At 61.0% G+C, this 16472-nt stretch carries 13 protein-coding genes and 1 pseudogene; 9 read left to right on the top strand and 5 right to left on the bottom strand.

The window, feature by feature from the left end; all coding sequences use genetic code 11:
• Window positions 1-334: 334 nt before the first annotated feature.
• Window positions 335-499, bottom strand: coding sequence for a hypothetical protein (locus G4D79_RS32360; protein ID WP_176450590.1), 165 nt, complete (start codon window positions 497-499; stop codon window positions 335-337).
• 205 nt (window positions 500-704) lie between these two features.
• On the opposite strand from G4D79_RS32360, the pseudogene G4D79_RS34870 reads away from it, so the two are divergent.
• From G4D79_RS34870 to G4D79_RS32345, 4 genes and pseudogenes are all read left to right on the top strand, one after another.
• Window positions 705-995 (top strand): annotated as a pseudogene (locus G4D79_RS34870) (site-specific integrase); the annotation flags it as partial.
• Window positions 996-1199: 204 nt separating this feature from the next.
• Window positions 1200-1988 carry a tyrosine-type recombinase/integrase gene (locus G4D79_RS34865; protein ID WP_197491354.1) on the top strand — a complete coding sequence of 263 codons (789 nt, stop codon included), beginning with the start codon at window positions 1200-1202 and terminating at the stop codon, window positions 1986-1988.
• Complete coding sequence (locus tag G4D79_RS32350) at window positions 1988-4465, top strand: site-specific integrase (RefSeq protein ID WP_214514839.1); 2478 nt, start codon at window positions 1988-1990, stop codon at window positions 4463-4465. Before G4D79_RS34865 ends, G4D79_RS32350 begins: the two co-directional genes overlap by 1 nt.
• A 266-nt stretch (window positions 4466-4731) precedes the next feature.
• Entirely contained in the window at window positions 4732-6273 is a 1542-nt protein-coding gene (locus G4D79_RS32345) for a SulP family inorganic anion transporter (RefSeq protein WP_064073728.1), read from the top strand.
• Between the two features lie 41 nt (window positions 6274-6314).
• Here the strand turns inward: G4D79_RS32345 and G4D79_RS32340 are convergent, their stop codons facing one another.
• On the bottom strand, window positions 6315-7502 hold the full coding sequence (locus tag G4D79_RS32340) for a glycosyltransferase 87 family protein (protein ID WP_102999574.1): 1188 nt from the start codon (window positions 7500-7502) through the stop codon (window positions 6315-6317).
• 253 nt (window positions 7503-7755) lie between these two features.
• Here G4D79_RS32340 and G4D79_RS32335 point away from each other — a divergent pair, with 253 nt between their 5' ends.
• A complete protein-coding gene (locus G4D79_RS32335; protein WP_214514838.1) occupies window positions 7756-8181 on the top strand; it encodes a MerR family transcriptional regulator in 426 nt (141 codons plus the stop codon).
• A gap of 150 nt (window positions 8182-8331) precedes the next feature.
• On the opposite strand, the gene G4D79_RS32330 is transcribed toward G4D79_RS32335, so the two are convergent.
• The gene (locus tag G4D79_RS32330; RefSeq protein WP_214514837.1) at window positions 8332-8742 is read right to left on the bottom strand and encodes a pyridoxamine 5'-phosphate oxidase family protein; all 411 of its coding nucleotides are present in this window, start codon (window positions 8740-8742) and stop codon (window positions 8332-8334) included.
• Between the two features lie 351 nt (window positions 8743-9093).
• On the opposite strand from G4D79_RS32330, the gene G4D79_RS32325 reads away from it, so the two are divergent.
• The 3 genes from G4D79_RS32325 (at window position 9094) to G4D79_RS32315 (ending at window position 12513) form a co-directional block, all read left to right on the top strand.
• Window positions 9094-10587, top strand: coding sequence for a SulP family inorganic anion transporter (locus tag G4D79_RS32325; RefSeq protein ID WP_011331654.1), 1494 nt, complete (start codon window positions 9094-9096; stop codon window positions 10585-10587).
• 275 nt (window positions 10588-10862) lie between these two features.
• The gene (locus tag G4D79_RS32320) at window positions 10863-11912 is read left to right on the top strand and encodes an acyltransferase family protein (protein WP_214514836.1); all 1050 of its coding nucleotides are present in this window, start codon (window positions 10863-10865) and stop codon (window positions 11910-11912) included.
• A 49-nt stretch (window positions 11913-11961) separates the two neighbouring features.
• Window positions 11962-12513, top strand: a complete 552-nt coding sequence (locus G4D79_RS32315) for a GtrA family protein (protein WP_214514835.1) — start codon at window positions 11962-11964, stop codon at window positions 12511-12513.
• A 156-nt stretch (window positions 12514-12669) separates the two neighbouring features.
• On the opposite strand, the gene G4D79_RS32310 is transcribed toward G4D79_RS32315, so the two are convergent.
• Both G4D79_RS32310 and G4D79_RS32305 read right to left on the bottom strand, forming a co-directional pair.
• A complete protein-coding gene (locus tag G4D79_RS32310; RefSeq protein WP_075832375.1) occupies window positions 12670-13953 on the bottom strand; it encodes an IS256 family transposase in 1284 nt (427 codons plus the stop codon).
• Window positions 13954-14155: 202 nt separating this feature from the next.
• Entirely contained in the window at window positions 14156-14788 is a 633-nt protein-coding gene (locus G4D79_RS32305) for a TetR family transcriptional regulator C-terminal domain-containing protein (protein ID WP_308252625.1), read from the bottom strand.
• Window positions 14789-14988: 200 nt separating this feature from the next.
• Here G4D79_RS32305 and G4D79_RS32300 point away from each other — a divergent pair, with 200 nt between their 5' ends.
• The gene (locus tag G4D79_RS32300) at window positions 14989-16410 is read left to right on the top strand and encodes an MFS transporter (RefSeq protein ID WP_214514833.1); all 1422 of its coding nucleotides are present in this window, start codon (window positions 14989-14991) and stop codon (window positions 16408-16410) included.
• Window positions 16411-16472 lie beyond the last annotated feature (62 nt).

The raw sequence follows: 16472 nt of genomic DNA, 5'->3' as shown, positions 1-16472 counted from the left end.
TGAGCGGCCGGGACGAGAAGATCGGCTGACTCGGTGCCTGCGTATGGAGCTACGTGAAAGTACGGCTGATGATCGGAGGGCTCAGTAAATGTCGAGCGGTCTCTCCCGCAAACCGCGCGAAATCAGAACGATCGCACGCAGAGTGGAGACATAAGTCCCGCTATGGGAGAGCGGTAGCGACTGGCCAACCCGCTGAGACAAATGGTGTGATCTACCGCAGGCTCGCCGCCTCGCCGAAACCGAGGTGGTCACCAGAGCCGGTCCAAGACAACGGCGGCCCGCTACCCAGCCTGTCCAAGGCAAAAGGGGTCCGGTGCGGGCCCACTGCACACGCCTACGTGGAGGCTGGACGCTCCGGCATCTTCATCATGATCAGCTCCGCACCGTCCTTGTAGCGGTACGCCCACTGACCGTCCTTCGTCATCACCGTGCCGGCCTGGCCCTCGTCCGGGGCCGGGCTCCACCCCTGAGTCTCATCCGGTTCTGCAGTCTCGCTCATTTCACTATTGTCTCAACCTCCGAAAACCGGCCGAAACCAGTACAAACCAGCGCACAGTGGACGGTATGAGCGCCACCGCCGGAAAGCCAGCGCCGCCGATGCTCGCCACTCTCGGGCAGCCCCCGACAGGGGAGCGCTGGCGTATTAACTGAACTAAAGAATTGCATCATTGCAGGTCAGGGGCTGTGCTGATACTTTCCTCAGTATGTGCAGCGAGATGCGCCGGGCTGATCTTGCAGGGCTGGTCGTTCCCGACGTGGGGCGGCTGATTTCGACAGGTTCCGAAGCAGAGCCCTACAGGTTGCTCGATGCGTCGGGTGAGGTAATCGGCACTGCGACACTATTTTTCGAGGAACTTCACGCGTGTGACCGATCGTCGGCGACGATCCGATCGTACGGGCATGACTTGTTGCGGTGGTGGAGATTTCTCGCAGCGGTCGACGTGGGATGGGAGAGAGCCACTCCCGCGGAGGGCCGTGATTTTGCGCGTTGGATGAAGATTGCGGATAAACCCAGGCGTGAACATTGGCGGAGGCGGGGCGAAAAAGTCTCCGGCACAACACCTGTAGGGGGCAATGCGGCCAAGAGTGGTCATTGGGTGGTCAACGAGGTCACCGGCAAGCCGCGGCAGGGACAGAAATTCTCCCCGGCCACTCGAGCGCACGCGGAAACGGTGTTGCGGGCGTTCTACGATTTTCAGATGAGCATCGGTGCCGGGCCGGTCGTCAATCCGTTCCCGGTGGATCGCTCGCCCCGCGCTTTTCGGTCGAACGCGCATCACGATCCGCAGGATCCGTTTCGTAACGAGCGGAAGGGGCGATACAGACCCAAGGTTCCGAAACGGATACCCAAGCGCATTCCCGACGACCGTTTCAACGAACTATTCGCGGCGTTGTCGTCTAACCGAGATCGGGCAATGTTGGCCTTCTGGGTTTCGACCGGCGCCCGCGCCGACGAGCTCCTGTCGATGTCCCAGAAGAGTGCGGACCCGGGCCAGCAATTGATCACCGTAATAAGGAAGGGGACCCGGGAGGTCCAACAGTTGCCGGCGTCGCCAGATGCATTCGTGTGGTTGCGGATCTATCAAGAAGAGGCCTGGGGAAAGGATGCCCCTCACGGCTGCGATCATCCCTTGTGGATGACGTTGCGCAGGCCGTGGCGGCAGCTGTCGTATTCGGGAGCGCGCGCGATGTTCTCACGGGCGCAGTCGATGTTGGGATCCAATTGGACCATTCACGACCTGCGCCACACCGCAGCCTTTCGGATGACGAGCGATCCTGACATGCCGTTGTCCGATGTGCAATGGATCCTGGGCCACGCGCACCTGACAACCACTCAGCTGTATCTGACCCCGAGCCGCGACGAAGTTTTCGCGCACGTACGAGCCCACCATGCTCGATACACCGGCAACACCCAATCGCTGCACGCACCGCCAGCGCCGGGCTACAACCCGGCAGTGTTGGACGTACTTTTCGGAGGTCGACGCTGATGGTTTCTGCACGTGTCTCCAAAGCGCCTGCCAGTTGGAGCCTGAACGTCGATGCCCGCGAAGGTGCGAATCGCAGTGTCATCGACACACTCCTCGATCGGTATCCACCGCGTGTGGTGCCATCGTCGTGGAAGACGACTGAACTCGGCCGAGCGGCCGCACTGAAGCGGGTGGAAGCACTCATGATCCGGGCTCCGGGTAGCGAGAACTTTCAGCGCGATGCTGTCCGAGGTGCGGGGATGCTTCTGCGGTGGCTGAATTCGTTTCCAGGAAAGAGCTGGCAAGACCGCTGGAACGGCAGTTGCGTCGCCGAACACGGTCTCGGATGGGTTTCGATACCGGAAACGTGGATGGACGAACAGGGAGTGCAATCGGTTCGGCCCACAGTCCTGACGCATGCCCTGATCGGATTGTTCGTCGCGGATCTGATTCGCCCCGATTTACGTTTCGTGGTCCAACTGCACCGGTCGCACTACTGGCGCGACTGGGCGGCAATCAGCCGAGATCCGAAAGGATTCGAACGACTGGAGGCCGCGGCAGGTGCGGAGACTGCCCAAGCAATGCAAGGTCGAACTGCACGATGGCAGATCTCCATGTTGATCCTGTCCAAAGGCGGCGGCCTATCCGACATCACCGTCGGCGACTGCGTCGAACTTCGCCAGGCGGAGCTCGCCGTATGTTCGAGAGGTAAAACGCGCTACCTCTTCTACAAACTTCTCCACGACATCGGGATCTTCCCACCAGACGCGCCACCGACTTTACGATTCGTCACGGTGTATCGAGGACAGAGCACCGTCGCAGAACTCGTCGATCGCTTCGACATCGCAAACGCCGACGTCCGGAATCTCCTCGTGGACTATCTGTCCGAACGTCACCCTTCGCTGGATTACACGACGCTCGACAATCTCTCACGACATTTGGCGCTGCATTTCTGGAAAAACCTGGAGACCACCCATCCCGGAATCAACTCGCTGCAACTCGACCGCGGCGTAGCCCAGGCATGGAAAGAACGCATGCATTGGAAGGTCAGCCGCCGCCGACTCCCCGACGGAACGTACGCCGAGACCCGTAGTCCACGAATGAACTACACCGACATGCTGACAGCTGTGCGCGCGTTCTATCTCGACCTGGCGGCGTGGGCAGCACTGGACCCCGCACGGTGGGCGAGGTGGGTAGTGCCGTGTCCGATCGGCCCAGGAGAGACGAGCGCGAAGAAGATCGGACGCCGACGCAAAGCACGCATGGATCAGCGCACACGAGAGCGACTACCTCGACTGCCTGAACTGGTGCGTATCGCAGAACAACGAGCCCATGACGCCAAGATGCTCCTCGAGGCCGCTGTCGCGGCATCGCCGGGCTCCAAATTCACCGTCCTCGGCAAGACCTACACCAAGTCGGACCCATGGTTGAAAGCAAGCGCTGACGGCGTTCCGGTGATCTACGACTTCGAGGGACGAGCTATCCGGCTTCGGGAAGCCGAGAACCGGGCATTCTGGGCTCTGGCAACTGTGGAAGTCCTGCGACACACAGGCGTTCGGATAGAAGAGATGCTTGAAATCAGCCATCACAGCATTACCCAATATCGATTACCCTCCACCGGAGAGCTCATCCCGCTACTGCAGATAGCACCCTCGAAGACAGACGAGGAACGCCTACTTGTGGTCAGCCCGGACCTCGCCGACATGCTGTCGACAATCGTGTCCCGAATACGCGGCGCGGACGGAGGGGTTCCTCTTGTGCCTCTCTACGACCGGAACGAACGCATCTGGGTGGCACCCGCCCCACTCTTGTTCCAATGGAAATGCGGTGGTCACCACCGTGCGGTATCCGCAGGTTTGATCCGCAATGCACTGACCGAACTCATTGATGCGGCAGGAGTGAAGGACGCAGCAGGCGAACCACTGTACTTCCAGCCCCACGATCTGCGCCGAATTTTCGCCACCGACGCCATCATGAACGGCATGCCTCCGCATATCGCTCAAGTTCTGTTGGGGCACAAGGACATCAACACGACCATGGGATACAAAGCCATCTACCCGGAGGAAGCGATCACCGGTCACCGCGCCTTCATCTCGCGCCGACGTGCCCTCCGCCCGAGCGAGGAGTACCGCACCCCGACAGATGCCGAATGGGATGAGTTTCTCGGACACTTCGAGCGCCGCAAACTCGCCCTCGGCGAATGCGGCCGCGCCTACGGCACCAGCTGCCAGCATGAACACAGTTGCATCCGGTGCCCCGTATTGCGTGTGGATCCCGCACAGCGTTTCCGGCTCATTGAGATACGCGACAACCTTGCTGCCCGAATTGCCGAGGCGGACAGCGAAGGCTGGATCGGTGAAGCAGAAGGTCTCCGCGTAAGCCTCGTGGCTACCGAGGAAAAGCTCGATCAGATCGATCGACGGGCCCGTCGTGCCGTTCAACTCAACATGCCCAGCTTCCCGGACATCGTCGCGCACATCGTCCAACCTCCTGCATGACGAGCATGAACCTGATTGGGATGAGCGTGCCGGATCGGGAACCTTCCGTGCCGGGTGCAGCAGCCGGTAGACGGATGGCAGGTGGTAGCGACCGAGAATTTCCAGTAGGCACTCTACTCTCTTGTGAGGGTAGAGTGCCTCTGTGTTTGTGCGCTGCCGAGCGCGGTGGTGTGCACAGGTAAATCCGATTCGTAGGCGCTTGCAGCCTCGAAAATTACGTATTGATTCCGCGCTCGAACGTGGGCGGAATCGGATGGAGCAATGTGATGGCCCAGAACACGGGCGGTACGGCCCCGCAGGTGCGAGAGGCGGGGGAGGCTGGTACGTCTGTGCGTGCGGCGTTGCGTTCACCTCGCCGGCTCAAGATCGAGGTCCTTGCCGGACTGGTCGTCGCGCTCGCGTTGATCCCCGAGGCAATTTCTTTTTCCATCATCGCCGGGGTCGATCCGCGGATCGGGCTGTTCGCCTCGTTCACGATGGCGGTCACCATCTCGATCGTCGGGGGCCGCCCGGCGATGATTTCCGCTGCTACCGGTGCGATAGCGCTTGTCATAGCGCCGGTCGCACGTGAGTACGGGATGGATTACTTCATAGCCACTGTCATCCTGGCCGGCATTTTCCAAGTGGTGCTCAGCGTTCTCGGCGTCGCCAAGTTGATGCGTTTCATCCCGCGCAGCGTGATGGTCGGGTTCGTCAACGCGCTCGCGATCTTGATCTTCACTTCGCAGCTGCCGCATCTGATCGGTGTTCCGGCTTTGGTGTATCCGATGGTCGGAGTCGGCTTGTTGGTGATGATCTTCCTGCCGCGGTTGACCTCGGTGGTGCCGGCGCCGCTGGTGGCGATCGTGCTGCTGACTGCGGCGACGGTGGTGTTCGCGTTGAACGTTCCCGACGTCGGGGACGAGGGCGAATTGCCGTCGAGCTTGCCGTCGCTGTTCTTTCCTGATGTGCCGTGGAACATGGAGACGCTGACGATCATTGCGCCGTATGCGCTGGCGATGGCGCTGGTCGGCCTCCTCGAATCGTTGATGACGGCGAAGTTGGTCGACGACATCACCGACACGCACTCGAACAAGACCCGCGAAGGGTGGGGGCAGGGTGTGGCGAACCTGGTCACCGGGTTCTTCGGTGGCATGGGCGGTTGCGCGATGATCGGGCAGACGATGATCAACGTGAAGGTCTCCGGTGCCCGCACGCGCATCTCGACATTCCTGGCCGGTGTGTTCTTGTTGATTCTCGTCGTCGGGCTCGGTGACGTCGTCGCGTTGATCCCGATGGGCGCTCTGGTTGCGGTGATGATCATGGTGTCCGTCGGAACCATGGATTGGCACAGTATCGATCCGCGCACTCTGAAGCTGATGCCCAAGAGTGAGACGTTGGTGATGGTGGTGACGGTCGCTGCGACTGTGGGTACTCACAATTTGGCGATCGGCGTGATCTTGGGTGTGTTGACGGCGATGGTGATGTTCGCCCGCCGCGTCGCGCATCTGACGAATGTGGAGAAGGTGTCCGAAGCGGACACCAACGAGGACGGCCTGGTCGATACCCGCGTCTATCGGGTGACCGGGGAGCTGTTCTTCGCTTCGAGCAACGATCTGGTCTATCAGTTCGACTACGTCGACGATCCGGCGAACGTGATCATCGATCTCACCGGTGCCGACATCTGGGATGCCTCGACGGTCGCCACTCTCGATGCCATTCAGCACAAGTACGAAGCGAAGGGAAAGCACGTCGAGATCATCGGCCTCGACGGCGCCAGCCTCGAGCGGTTGGATCGGCTCTCCGGCAAGCTCGGCGGCGGTCACTGACGCCAGCCCATCCTCACCGAAGGGGCCGTTTCTTCACCTGCTCACACGGGAGAAGGAACGGCTTCTTCCACATCCTGACGGGATACGGATGCGGGAGCAGGGGCTGCATCGGAGCCGGTGCGGTCCCGGGTCGCAGCGACACGCACCGCGCACACGAAGAGGACGAGCGCAGTCAGGAGTTGGGCGTTTCCGATCACCTGCTGCACAAGTTCACCAGCCCATCCCCCCGGGAACGTCCATCTCAGGACGAAATAGGGGCCGATGGCGAAAATTGTGACGGCAACGGCGATGAGGGGCCTCCACGATCGGTACTGCGGTGCCACCCCGAGGGGGATCAGCATGATGACGTACACCCAGTGGTGAGTGACCGCGATCGGTGCCGCGAGCAGCGACGCCAGCGCGACGACCCCGAGGGCGAGGACAGGTTCCCCGCTGCGCGTGAAGCGGTGCCCTGCGTAGGCTGCGGCGGCGATGATCATGGCGACGATCAGCAGCCAGATAGCATCTTTGAGCATGCCCTGGGCGCCGAGTCGGGCCAACAGTCCGGTGACGGCTTGGTTGCGGAAGAACTCGTGCGCACCGCCGCGGTCACTGCGGAAGAATTCCGTCGCCCAGAACCACACTGAATCCTTGGGCAGACACACGAAACCGATACCGACGGTGACCAAGAACGCGCCGAGGGCGCGGGCGATCGAGGGTAGGTCTCGCCGCACGAGCAGGACGAGCCCGAAGGCAGCGGGAGTGATCTTGATGGCCGCGGCAATTCCGATGCCGATTCCTCTGAATCTGCGGGGCAGAGCGCCGCAGCAATCGGCGACGACCAACGCCATCAACGCGATGTTGACCTGCCCGAACCCGAGGTTCGAGCGCACCGGCTCGAGGACCAGCGCCACACCAGTCAGCGCCGCAGCCACAAGAGATGGCCGCGGTATCGACAATTGGCGCAGGACGACTTTCAGGATCCACCACACCAGCGCGATATTGATCGATGTCCATATCACCTGCAGGACAACGGGATCACTCCACGCCATCGGCGCGAAAATTATCGCCGCGAACGGCGAGTAGATGAACCGGAACCCGGACGAGCTCGGAAAATCTTCCGAATACAGCGGCAACCCTGATGTGAAAGCCAGTCCTGCGTCACGGAAAACGGACAGATCCATCAAATATCCGTTGACTGCGATGATCGAGTACGCGGCGACCACCGCAATCGAGAATGCGGTACCCATGGCAATGGTGACAGGTGCCCAGCGGGGTGACGTCAGCGATGGAACAGGCAACGAACTATCTCCTCGGGTTTTCGCCGATCAACTCAGGACGGCAACTCTACCCGTACGTTACAGTAGAGTTTGGTGGCTCGCACCTCGCGTTCCGTCCGGCAGGTCTGGTCCGATGCGGGTGCTCGCTAGAGTGGTCACCGAGCGCGGGCGCAAACATCTGCCCGTCATTCAGGGCCGGGTAGATGGATGTGGAGGTGCACCGATGGGTGACGACGACGGCATGCATATGCAGATCGGACAGGTCGCGCACCGCACCGAGTTGTCCATCCGCACCGTGCGGCATTACGACGACGTCGGATTGGTCGTTCCCTCGGAGAGAAGCGTCGGCGGTTTCCGTCTCTACACCGAAGCCGATGTCGAACGCCTACTGGTTATTCGGCGTATGAAGCCACTCGGATTCACCCTCGCCGAAATGAAAGGCCTACTCGATGCGCTCGACGTCGTCAACGACGACTCGGCTACCGAGAAAGAGCGCTCCGAGGCGGAGGACTTCATCAACGAATGCCACGGCAAGGCCTCGGAGAGCTGCACCACGCTTCGGCGGCAATTGGCGTACGCCGAGGAACTGACCGAACTTCTCGCAGCGCGAAGCACGACCTCGGGTTCATCGTCGCCGGCATCTCTCTGATCCGGGAGCGCGCCGACGGAGTAGGCCCCGCACCAGGGCGGGTCGAGACTCTCCGCCCAGATATCCGGATGGCCTCCGGTCTGTGAACTATTATTGCGCACTTGATATTCCGGCGATTCGACACGGCTGAATTGCGGTGACAGGCGAGCGCTAGGCGCCGGTAGCTCCTGCCGAACCGTGGGGAACGCTCCAGAATCTCGCCTCGTCGATGGTGACCTCGATCAGCGCCGCCCCGGTGGTTCCGCGGGGGAGCCACGGGGCAAGCATGCTGTGCCAGTGCTCGGCCACACTGTTGTAATGGGTGGTGAAATCCGCAGTACCAGTGAGGGATACGGAACTGTTCGCCGATGTGAACGATATGTTGACCGCCGATCTCGCGGCGATGTGGGAGATGATGCGCGAGTTCGTCGGAGCAAGGAAGAACAAAGTTCCGCCGAAATCGCCCACCCGCAAGGCCATCGGCCTGCTGATCAACCGGTTCTGATCGTCGACCGTCGTGACCATCACCGTCTCCAGCGCACGTAGCAGTGCATGAAGCTTCTCCACATTCTCCGCCGCCATCGTTGTCCCCTTCGGTCACGGTCATGCGCAGCAGCTGCGCCCAGTACTGCGAGAACGTGGATGCGGGTTACTCACATGCCCCGATCTTCTTCACGGCACGGTGGGGCGGGTCACACTATTTTGCCTATCCGGCAACGAAACTCTACCATTCCGTAAGAGTAGGGTTCGCCGTTCTCGGTCAACCCCGTCGCCTGTCCAGGCGGCCGCGGCCAGGTGATTCCCAGGTTTGCCGCACGCATCCCCGGCGCACGGACGCGCCACCCCAGCCGAGTAGGAACTCTCCTGCTCACACGTGAACGGAGCATCGTGGCAGCACATGCCTCACCACCCTCGACCATTCGGGACGCACAGATGACCGCACCGACGGTCATGAGCGCCTTGCGATCACCGCGACTACTCAAAACCGAGGTCCTCGCCGGATTGGTCGTTGCCCTCGCCTTGATTCCCGAGGCGATCGCGTTCTCCATCATCGCCGGCGTAGACCCCCGTGTGGGGCTGTTCGCATCCTTCGTCATGGCCGTCTCCATCGCATTCCTCGGAGGCCGCCCGGCGATGATCTCCGCCGCTACCGGTGCGATAGCCCTGGTCATTGCGCCGGTCGCACGTGAATACGGACTGGATTACTTCATCGCCACCGTCATCCTGGCCGGCATCTTTCAGATCGCCTTCGGTGTCCTCGGTGTTGCCAAGTTGATGCGTTTCATCCCGCGCAGCGTGATGATCGGGTTCGTCAACGCACTGGCGATCTTGATCTTCACCTCCCAATTTCCACACCTGATCGGTGTCCCCGCCATGGTGTATCCGATGGTCGGAGTCGGATTGCTGGTGATGATCCTGCTCCCCAAACTCACCACCGCAGTACCGGCACCACTGGTGGCGATCGTGCTGTTGACCGCGGCGACGGTGGTCTTCGCGTTGAACGTCCCCGACGTCGGGGACGAGGGCGAATTGCCGTCGAGCCTGCCGTCGCTGTTCTTTCCTGATGTGCCGCTCACCGTCGACACCTTCACCATCATCGCTCCCTACGCGCTGGCGATGGCGCTGGTCGGCCTCCTCGAATCGCTGATGACGGCGAAGTTGGTCGACGACATCACCGACACGCACTCGAACAAGACCCGCGAAGGGTGGGCGCAGGGAGTATCGAACGTCCTGACCGGATTCTTCGGCGGCATGGGCGGCTGCGCGATGGTCGGCCAGACCATGATCAACGTCAAAGCATCCGGCGCCCGCACCCGCATCTCGACGTTCCTGGCCGGAGTGTTCTTGCTGATCCTCGTCGTCGGACTCGGTGACGTTGTCGCCTTGATCCCGATGGCCGCACTCGCAGCGGTGATGATCATGGTCTCCGTCGGAACCATGGACTGGCACAGTGTGCACCCGAAGACCCTGCGCCGCATGCCGCGTAGCGAAACCCTCGTCATGGCCGCCACCGTGATCGTCACCGTCACCACACACAACCTCGCCTACGGCGTGATCGTCGGTGTGTTGACGGCGATGGTGATGTTCGCCCGCCGCGTCGCGCATCTGACGAATGTGGAGAAGGTGTCCGAAGCGGACACCAACGAGGACGGCCTGGTCGATACCCGCGTCTATCGGGTGACCGGGGAGCTGTTCTTCGCTTCGAGCAACGATCTGGTCTATCAGTTCGACTACGTCGACGATCCGGCGAACGTGATCATCGATCTCACCGGTGCCGATATCTGGGATGCCTCGACGGTCGCCACTCTCGATGCCATTCAGCACAAGTACGAAGCGAAGGGAAAGCACGTCGAGATCATCGGCCTCGACGGCGCCAGCCTCGAGCGTCACCGAGGGCTCAGCGGAACCCTCACTTCATCGCATTGAGATGGGTGGACGCCGTCTGCGCTCGGTTACCGCCTAATTGTGCTGTAGCGCAACGAATATGGCGGTACTTCACGTCCGGGGCTCGCCGTGTGGTCGAGAAACCGGAACTCGCCACCCGGCGGCCCCCGTTCTCGGCGGTCGGCGAAATGGCACCAGGACGCTCCGGACGCTCGGTAAACCTACTATAACGTAAGAGTAAAGTTGTGGCGGGTGTTCGACCGCCGCCAAGTACATGAGAGTCACGTCCGCACAACACCATCGAGGAGAAAGATCCGGTGCACCGAATCAACGACGGAACCATCGAACCGAAATCGGGCGATACGGCAGCGCACACAGGGCGGGTGGACTGGGTCGACCTGGCGAAAGGGATCAGCATCGCGTTGGTCGTCCTCCTGCACAGCACCAACTTTCTCGTCACCCGCGGGTTGGCCGCAGGGATCTGGAACGACATCAACGCTGTTGCGGAACCGATTCGGATGCCCTTGTTCTTCCTCACCGCCGGACTCTTCGCACACAAAGTGACATCACTGCCGTGGGCAACGGTGATCCGGCGGCGAGTCCTGCCTCTGGCATACCTCTACCTCATGTGGACGGTTCTGCGCTTCGTGTTCTTCAGCGCCTTTCCGGCCACCGCAGGAACCGACGAAACCTCGAGCCCACTGAACTTGATCACTGCGCTGGTCGTACCGACCAGCGGGTTGTGGTTCCTCTACGCACTCGCGGTGTACACGGTGCTCACGAAAGCACTCGGCGGAATCGACTATCGAGTCCAACTGCTCGGTGCGATCGTGTTGGCCTTCACCGCTCCCAGCATCGGAGGCGTCGACTGGACCTGGGGAAACATGATGGAACTCTTCCTCTTCTTCCTCGCCGGTACGCACCTGCAACAGATGATCCGCGCCGCCGCCGCATCGACGACGGTGACACGTCTCGCGCTCTCCGGCACCGCTTTCGCGCTCGCGTACGCCCTGCACATCAATGGGTACATCACCTCGGTCGGCGCCGCGACGATCACCCTGAGCGCCTTGGGTCTGCTCGTAGGCATCACTCTCACATCGCAACTGCAGGCACTGCGGATATTCGCCCCCTTCAGAAAGCTCGGAACACTCACCTTGCCGGTGTACCTCATGCACGAAGTACTTCTCGGCATCATCGTGGTCGCCGCTGTTCACGCCGGCTTCGATTTCACCCGTAACGCGCTGTTGGTGTTCGGCCCCCTCCTGGTAGCCGGCGTTGCAGTCGGTGGATCCCTGGCGATTCACGCAGCGCTGACCTCCGCCGGACAACGATGGCTCTTCGTCATGCCGCGCCGGGGCACCTCATGACACCTTCGTCGTACATGTTCCCCCAGCCCCCACGCCGGAAAGCGCAAGCGTGAACTCGGCACTGACCATCCTCTCTCAGGCCCTCGTGTGCGCCCTGCCGCAGCGCCGGATCGCGAGGCTTCTGCGTTACCCCGAAGCCGTGAAATTCCTCCTGATCGCAACAGCGGCCACCATGGCCACGACGACACTGTTTTCGATCCTGAAATGGACGGCGCTCACAGACAATCCGGTCACGGCGCACATGCTCGCCGCACTGATCTCCGCCGTGTGCGCATACATCCTGTGCCTGGCATGGTCGTTCGCCGACATTGATCACGCGAGCGGAGGACGCTGGGCAGCAACCTTTTTCGCCCTCATGGCAGTCTCCATCATTCTCGGTGCCATTCCCCTCTGGATTGCCCGATACCACCTGGAATTGAGGGAACCCCACGTGCATGCCCTCACTGAAACCGCGAGCGATTTCGTCGCGAGCACCGTGGTAGGTGCCTTTCTCTCGACGTGGTTCCTCTGGCACGCGTGGCAGCGAGTTCGCTCGACTTCGGTCGCGGACTTCGACGCCGCTGCCGTCCCGGCGACGGAGAGCCTCGACCCACCGGCCTGATCAACCTTTCGCCACCTCACCGGAAACCACTCCAGGTGTGAACTCATGAAAGTGACGGCATGACCATCACACCCGATGCATCGACCCACCTCCACGCACTCAGCGAATGGATCAACGGGGTCTGTCCAGAAAACGGTGTAATTGATTGGTTTCTAACTACTTTCGTCCGGCAGACAGCCGTCCGTCGAACGTTATCTCGAAGGCATTCAGTGCTGCCTTCCATCGGTTGGACCAGCGCCTGCGGGCGGTGCCTTTGGGATCGAGGCTCATGATGGCCAGATACACGCATTTCAAGGCCGCGGCCTCGGTCGGAAAGTGTCCACGGGCCTTGACAGCCCTGCGGATTCGAGCGTTGACACTCTCGATGGCGTTGGTCGTGTAAATGACCTGCCGGATGGCGTTGTCGAATTGTAGGAACGGCACGAACTCAGCCCAGGCGTTAGTCCAGAGCCTGATGATCGCGGGATAGCGTTTCTCCCATTTGTCACTGAACTCTGCGAATCGGTCGAGCGCGGCCTGCTCCGACGGAGCCGTGTAGACGGGTTTGAGGTCCTTGGCGATCTCGGACCAGTCCTTGCGGGAGGCATAGGCGTAGGTGTTACGGAGAAGATGGACCACACAAGTCTGCACGATGGTCTGTGGCCACACTTGCTCGATCGAGTCGGGTAGATGCTTGAGACCATCGCACACGACGATCAGAACATCCTGCACACCACGGTTTTTCAGCTCGGACAACACCCGAAGCCAGTACTTCGCTCCCTCCCCGTCGCCGTGCTCACCGACCCACAATCCGAGGATGTCGCGGGTGCCGTCGACAGTCACCCCCATCGCGACGTAGATCGGCCGGTTAGCGACGTTGCCCTCGCGGATCTTGACGTGGATGCAGTCGATGAACAACACCGGGTACACAGGATCCAACGGCCGGTTCTGCCACTCGGCCATGCCTTCCATCACCCGCTCGGTGATCGTCGAGATCGTCTGCTTGGACACATCAGCTCCGTACACCTCGGCCAGGTGTGCAGCGATCTCACCGGTCGTCAAACCCTTGGCCGACAATGAGATCACCATGTCCTCCACGCCTGAGAGCCGACGCTGCCGCTTGGCCACGATCTTCGGCTCGAAGGAGGAATCCCGGTCACGGGGCACCTCGAGTTCGACCGGGCCGGCCTCGGTCAACACGTTCTTGGCTCGTCTGCCGTTGCGGGAGTTGCCGCTGCCCCTCCCTGCCGGGTCGCTCTTGCCGTATCCGAGGTGGTCGTCCATCTCGCCTTCGAGCGCGGACTCCACGACTAGCTTGGTCAGCTTCGACAGCAATCCACCATCTCCGGTCAACTGCAGCCCTTCGGCTCGCGCCTGCTCGACCAGCTCTTTGAGCCGCGCATCGCTGATACCCGGCTGAGCCGAGTTCGTCTCTGTCTCACGTTCAATCACGTCAGTCATAGTGGCGTATCTCCTTTCAGAGTTACACCGTTGTTCTTACAGTCCCGATCAACGATCACCCCACCGCCACGTTCGTGGTTTTGTTCGTCCTTGCCGTACTGCTGGTAGTCCTCGCAGTATGGGCAATCTTTCGCTGAATCACCTCAGCTGGCCCCGCAGCCCAGGGGTTCGTCGAGCATGGATGCCGGCACTGCAGTTGTAATCAGGTGGCAGGCTCGGTGATCGTTGCTGGTGGAACCGCGAAGAGGCGATCGAGGTGGTAGGTGATTACTTCGGTGGCTCGTTCTATGGAGCGCTGACCGACCAGAATGCTCGTGCCCAGCCCGTTGACCAGTGTCACCAGGCGTGCAGCCTCAATTGCCGGGTCACAGTCGGTCGCAAGGTCGTCGGCATCCGCAGCGCGTTGCAGTGCTTCGGTGAGCTGTCGTTCGATCCGGTCGATGCCGCTGATGGAGGGATGTCGTGCAACCTGTGTGTTGGTCATCGCCAGGACGGCGTAGGACATCCACAGGAGATGAAACATGCTGCTGGGTTCGTCGGTCGGCAACGCTTCGACCGCGAATGTGTCGATGATCGATCGTGGTGTCGGAGGACTCGGAAGATCGGCCAGTCGTTGTGCCCATCGCTCCTGGCTACTTTGTTCTAGATGTTGGAGAGCGCCGACCAGCAGCTCCTCTTTGCTGGTGAAGTAGTACTGCACCAACCGCAGCGACACCCCGGCTTCGGCGGCGACGGATCTCATTGTTACCGCATGCAGACCGTCTCGATTGGCGACACGAACAAGCGCCTCGGCAATTTCTGCACGGCGCCGGGTGGGGTCGGGTCTGCGTGGCACCGTGAAATCTCCCTGCATGTGTCGAACCGATCCTGGTACAGCCGTAGATGATACGTCCGTACCGCTTGTCTTGTGCTCGGAAACTGTGGCTCCGCGAGGGCTCCCTGTGCCGGAGGTAGAGTCGAAACTCGACATCTGGCAAAGCTCACCTTGGTACGTTTGTATAAGATACAGATGTACCAAGTTTTGGGGAGTGGCCTATGCCTCGAAGTCCGATGAACACCCCGCTCGTCGAGGAAAACCGACATCGCTCCGCGAGCATCGCACTCGCAGTGGTGTGTGCCGCGCAGTTCATGGTTGTTCTTGATATCTCGGTAGTGAATGTTGCTCTGCCGTCCATCCGCGAGAGTCTTGGATTCGACGCTGGCGGACTGGCATGGGTAGTGAATGCTTACGCATTGACCTTTGCGGGCTTCCTGCTGCTCGGTGGCCGTCTGGCGGATCTTCTCGGACGCCGACGGGTCTTTGTGATCGGACTGGCAGTGTTTTCCGGAGCAAGCCTCGCCGGAGGTCTCGTAGACTCGGCGTCTCTTCTCGTCGTGGCCAGGGCGGTTCAAGGCTTGGGCGCTGCGATCCTCGCTCCAGCGACGCTGACTATTTTGACCGCCACTTTCCCCGAAGGCCCTCGTCGCACTCGTGCACTGGCCACTTGGACGGCGGTGGGCATCGCAGGCGGTACAGCAGGAAATGTGGTGGGAGGTGTCCTCACCGAATATCTGACATGGCGGTCGACGCTGCTGATCAATGTGCCGATCGGGATGGCTGCAGTGCTGCTGACTGTTCGCTGTATTGCCGCCGATCGTCCCTCTGGGCCGCGTCCACAACTGGATTTCGCTGGAGCAGTCTTGGCGACAGGAGGTCTCGGATCCTTGGCTTACGGTGTCGCCCAGGCCGCAGATGATGGTTGGTCGGCAAACTCGACCATCTCTGGCATTGCGATCGGCGTATCGCTCCTGATCGCCTTCGTCGTCGTCGAAAAATGGGTGACATCGTCACCTCTGATACCGCTGCATATCTTTCGGAACAGGGCAGTCTCCATCGGCAATGTGATCATGCTGCTGGCTGGAGCATGCCTGAACCCGATGTGGTACTTCCTGACGCTGTCCATGCAGAACGTTCTCGGCTACAGCCCCGTCCAAACGGGTCTGGCCTTTCTGCCTCATACCATTGTCGCGATAGCTATCGGGGTGGGGCTGACTCCCTGGATGATGGGCAGAATTGACGGACGCGTTCTCATCGCAGCCGGATCGCTTGTGGCTGCTGCAGGATTCTGGGTACAAGCCCAACTCGATACCGACAGCGGTTACGTGCAGGGAATCCTTCTGCCCGCCATCATCTTCAGCGTCGGGAGTGGAGTACTGAACACTCCCATCACTGCTGCTGTCACCTCAGGGATCCCCGCCGCAGACGCGGGTGCTGCCTCAGGGCTGATGAATACCACCAAACAGGTCGGTGGCGCTCTCGGGCTTTCCGTCCTGGTCACTTATGCAGCTACGAGCAGTCTCGACAAGGACGACCTTCTGGCCGCGTACAACGGTGCGTTCTACGCCATTGCGGCAATCATGATCGTGACGGCACTCTGTGCGCTGGCCTTACCGGCGCACAGGGACCACACAGAATGAAACCTCTACCCCGCCAAAGATATACAGCTGAGGTCGAGAACTGATCGCGTGCTGTCTGGTTT

Origin of the sequence: Rhodococcus sp. WY5 (assembly GCF_018588185.1) — a bacterium.
Taxonomy (GTDB): Bacteria; Actinomycetota; Actinomycetes; order Mycobacteriales; family Mycobacteriaceae; genus Rhodococcus_F; species Rhodococcus_F qingshengii.
The sequence above is the reverse complement of the archived record's forward strand: the minus strand, read 5'-3'. Positions and strand labels throughout refer to the sequence as shown.